Annotated in this window: 3 protein-coding genes; all 3 read right to left on the reverse strand. The window is 72.2% G+C overall.

What is annotated here, in order from left to right:
• Positions 1-1,226, reverse strand: a 1,226-nt coding sequence (locus MXD58_RS20950; RefSeq protein WP_250609777.1) for a zinc ribbon domain-containing protein, incomplete at its 3' end; no start/stop codon positions are given.
• Between the two features lie 369 nt (positions 1,227-1,595).
• Entirely contained in the window at positions 1,596-3,266 is a 1,671-nt protein-coding gene (locus MXD58_RS20955; protein ID WP_248836682.1) for an Hsp70 family protein, read from the reverse strand.
• A 152-nt stretch (positions 3,267-3,418) separates the two neighbouring features.
• Positions 3,419-4,415 (reverse strand): hypothetical protein (locus tag MXD58_RS20960; protein ID WP_250609778.1); only part of this gene is annotated, 997 nt, incomplete at its 5' end.

Raw genomic sequence — 4,415 nt, forward strand, 5'->3', positions numbered from 1 at the left:
GCGGCGAGCAGGTCTCCGGCGCTGCGGGGACGACCACTCTCCAGCGCGCCCCGCACCGCCGCGAGTGCCTCGGCGGCCTCCCGTGCCTGGCGCAGGCTGTGGCCGCAGTGGCGGCAGACCACCGCGGCGGCCTCGGTCATCGAGCCGCAGGACGGGCAGCCGGTGTAGAGGTCGGTGTCGCAGTAGCGGCACTGGAGGGCCGCGCCCGCCGCCTCCGGCCGCCCGCAGCCGGGGCAGACCACGTAGTCGACGACGCCGCCGACGTTCACCGCCGCGCCGAGCTCCCGGGCAACGCCGAGGACCACGGCCTTCGCCTGGGCCGCGGTGAGGCCGCGGCCGGTCGCGAGCGCGGCGCGCACGAGCCCCTCGAAGGCGACGGCGGTGAGCTCACCGTCGAGCACGACGTGTTCCTCAACGGCGGGACGCAGCTCGTCGGCGGCGTCGGCGAGCAGGCCGACGGTGTACGCGGCCGGGTCGCCCTCGATGAGCCGGGCCGAGACCAGGGCGAGCAGGTCGGCGGTGACCGTCTTCTCGCGGTCGTGCGGACGGCGGTTGTTGCCCGCGCTCGCCGCGGCGTAGGCGGCGCGCAGCCGCTGCGGCGAGGCGTCGGGGGCGAGGCCGAGCAGGGCCCACAGCGAGGCGGTGGACACCCGGTCGCCGCCGCGCAGGGCACGCAGTTCGCCGAGCCGCTCGGCGATCTGCCGGCGAACCTCGCTGGGCAGCGGTTTCACCCCGCCGCCGACGCCGTCGATGATGATCTGTTCACGGCTGAGTCGGGCGTCGAACTCCTCGACGGTGACCCCGGCCGCGACCGCGAGGCGGCGCAGCCCGTCGACACGCGACGCGGGGATGCCGCCGAAGCGCTCCCGGACGGTGGCGAGGTAGCCGTCGACCTTGGCGAGGCGCTCCGCGTCACCGCTGCGGCGGGCGGCCAGCACCCGGGCGCGGACCCGCTCCCGGGTCGGCGCCTCGCGCAGCGGCTCCTCCCACTCGACGCGGCGGCGGACCAGCTCGGTCGCCAGGGTCGCGTACTTGGCGGAGTTGCGCTCACGTTGCAGGAAGGCCAACACCCGGACCAGATGCGCGCCGACCTCGGAGTCGGTATGACCGACCGTCGGGTCGAGACCGGCGATCATAAAGGGGTCGGCCGTGTCCACGGAGGAGCCCGCCCGCAACGGCGCCAGCACGCGCTGGCGGTACCCGCTGCCATCGAACGCCGCGCTCAACGATCCACCTTCGTCCCACCTGCCCGTCGGGCCGAACGGCGATCCGACAGGTCCACGGACACCGAACGCGGGAGGCGGGGCGGCAGGTCAACCGCCCCCCACCCGCAGGCCCACACCTGAGAGTACGGAGCGACGCCCTGCCACGGGCCCGGACGTCGCGGACACCCGGTCCGACCGCGTTGGGGGCGGACCGGCATCGCCGTTCCCGCCCGTTCACGGTCATCTTTGGGTGTCTGCGGTGAACCATATCGACTTCCGAGCCGATACCCGAAAGCGCCCACGAAGATGGATGATTGCTTTTTGCTAACTGATGAAGTTACTCATTCTTAAATGTGGTTCGGAAAAGCGCAGGTCGCGGAGAGGAGGTGATCAGTCCCGCTGCTTGAGGAGGTTGACCTTCGCCGACTCCGCGGCCCGCATCTCCTCCGAGCCGACGCCCGCGTGCACCTGAAGTACCAGCGCGCAGGCGGCACCCTCGTGCGAAGCGGTAACCCGGATGGTCTGGTCCGCGGCCATCGAGAAGGTCACCTCGACGGGCGTGCCGCGCTGGTGGCCCGGCGGAATTCCGGTGATGGCGCCGGCCACGATCACCTTGTTGTCGTCGATTTCCGTCGACTCGGTGGTGGTGCCCTGCTCGAAGACCCGGATGTCCACCTCTGCCTGGTCGTCGGTGACGGTATAGAAGGTGCGGGTCACCGAGATCGGCAGCGCGTCGTTCTGATGCGCGAGGAAGGCCGCGACGGGCACTCCACGGTCTTCGGCGAAGATGCCAAACCCACGCGATGTGACATTGGTCACTTTCGTGCGGACAAGATCGACAACTGAGGCCGTGGCCAGCCCCGCCTCGCCCGCGCTCGCCGCCGCCGCCTTCTCCACCTCCGCCGCGTCGGCCGCCGAAAGCTCCTGGTCCGGGCGCAGCGCGCCGCTGGCGACCAGGTCGGAGTGCACGGCGCGCTCCAGCTCCTTCTTCTGCCCGAAGACCGCCGCGCCCTTGGCCACCGCGAGATCGGGATCGGCCAGCCGCGAGGTCAGCCCGAACTGCTCCTGCAACCGCCGCGCCACGGCCGGCGTCTTGCTCATGCCGCCGACGAGCAGGCACAGGTCGATCTTCTCGACGCCCTTCTCGCGGGCCCGCTCCAGCACCGAACCGGTCAGTTCCAGCGTCCGCCGCAGCAGCGGCCCGGTGATCTCCTCGAAGGTCGCCCGGGTCACCGGCACGCTGACCCTGCTCCCCTTGTGCACGACGAGGACGTCGACGCTGTCCCGGCCCGACAGCGCGAGCTTGGCGTCCTCAGCGGCCGTCAGCAGTTCCTGCTCGTCGTAGACGTCGTCGAGCGGGTCGCCCGCCTCCGGCTGCGCCTCGCTGAACTTCTGCGCCAGGTAGCGGACCAGCTCGTTGTCCCAGTCCGCGCCGCCGAGCTCGTGGTCGCCATCGGTCGCGACCACAGTGATCGCGCTCTCGCTGAGCCGGATGACCGTCGTGTCGAACGTGCCGCCGCCGAGGTCGTAGACCAGCACGGTCGACTCCTCGGCGCCGTCCTGGCCGAACCCGTAGGCGAAGGCTGCGGCCGTCGGCTCGTTGATGATGTCGACGACGTTAAGCCCGGCCAGGTCACCGGCGAGCTTCGTCGCCTTGCGCTCCTCGTCGCCGAAGTAGGCCGGAACCGTGATGACCACGTCGGTCACCGGCGTTCCGGTGGCCCGCTCCGCGTCCGCCGCGAGCGCCTTGAGCACCAGGCTCGACACCGACGCGGCGCTGTACTCGACGTCATGCGCGACGAAGCGCCAGTCCGACGTGCCCATGTGCCGCTTGACCAGCCTGGCGACATCGTCGGGGCGGATGCGTGCCTGCCGCTTCGCCTGGGTCCCCACCACGAACGACGTGGCGCCCTCGGCGCCCTCGTCGAACAGGACCACCGACGGCGTCGTCGGCTGGGACTCGATGTTGCGGATCACGTCCGGTCGCCCGTACTCGTCGACCTGGGCGATGCAGGAGTAGGTCGTGCCCAGGTCGATCCCGAACACCTTGGTACCCGCCACCGTCTGAACTCTCCTCTTCACACAATGTTGTCGCGTCTCGCCGCTCTTGGCGGACCGGGTCGTCTCTCACCCACGGTGGCGCTGCGACCACCCGGTGGTCCGCCCGATGGTGCGGCCGGCCACTCGGTGCCCGCCGGTCCATGACTGCCCGTTCAGCGGGCGCGGTAGACCTCGGTCTCGGCTGGCCGCACGACGGTCGTCTCACCCCGGACGAAGCCGGGGCGCACGGTGCGGGCGATCGTCCCGTCCCGATTCGGGTCCTCCGTCGGTACCCTCCGCACGCCCAGATGCCGCGCCGGGTCGAAGGTCCCGCCCGGCACCGCCGTGTACGGCCGCACGTCCACGGCGAAGTCCAGGACCTGCAGCAGTTGCTTGCGCAGGATGCCGGCGACGCTCTGTGGATCGTCGGCCCCCAGGCTACCCATCTGGTCGTGCAGTCTGATCAGCCCGCGCAGCAGCGGGGCCATCGCCTCGGTGAGCTCCCCGGAGCGCAGCCGGCTGTTCTCGGCGTGCAGCCGGTCGACCAGATCGGAGTCGAGTCGGCGCAGCCGGGCCAGTTCGTCGACCCGGCCGGCGAGGCGCTCCAGCGCGACCGCCTGCACCGCGCCGACCGAATCGGCGAGCCTGTCGGCGGCCGCCGCGAGCCCGCCCGGGAAGGGCTCGTTCACCGCGCCGTGCGCCTCCAGTCGATCGCCACCGGTCGGCGCGTCGCCGGACTCCGCGCCACGGCCGGACTCCGTGGTGGCGTCGACCCCAGCGGCGCCGTCGAACTGCGCATCCAGGTCGAGCCCCGGACCGCCGTCGACCTCCGCGCCGGCTTCAGTTTCCGGGCCGCTGTCGATGCCTTGGCCACTGTCGATGCCTTCTCCACTGTCGCCGTCGGGACCGCTGTCGCCGTCCGGGTCGCTGTCGCCGTCCGGGTCGCTGTCGCCGTCCGGGTCGCTGCCGCTGTCGGCACGGCTGCCGCTGTCGGCGCCGGCCGCGCGCTGATCGCCCTGGGTCGACGTCCGCGCGAGGTCGACCGCCAGGGTGGCCTCCCCACCCGGCCGATAGCCCGCCGACGCGGGGCCACGATCGTCCGGGCCGGGTGTCCCCGGACTGGTGCCCGCGGTCGTCGGACGGCCGGCGACACCGTGCCCGGGGCCGGTC

The organism is Frankia sp. AgKG'84/4, from assembly GCF_023242965.2.
Classification (GTDB): Bacteria; Actinomycetota; Actinomycetes; order Frankiales; family Frankiaceae; genus Frankia.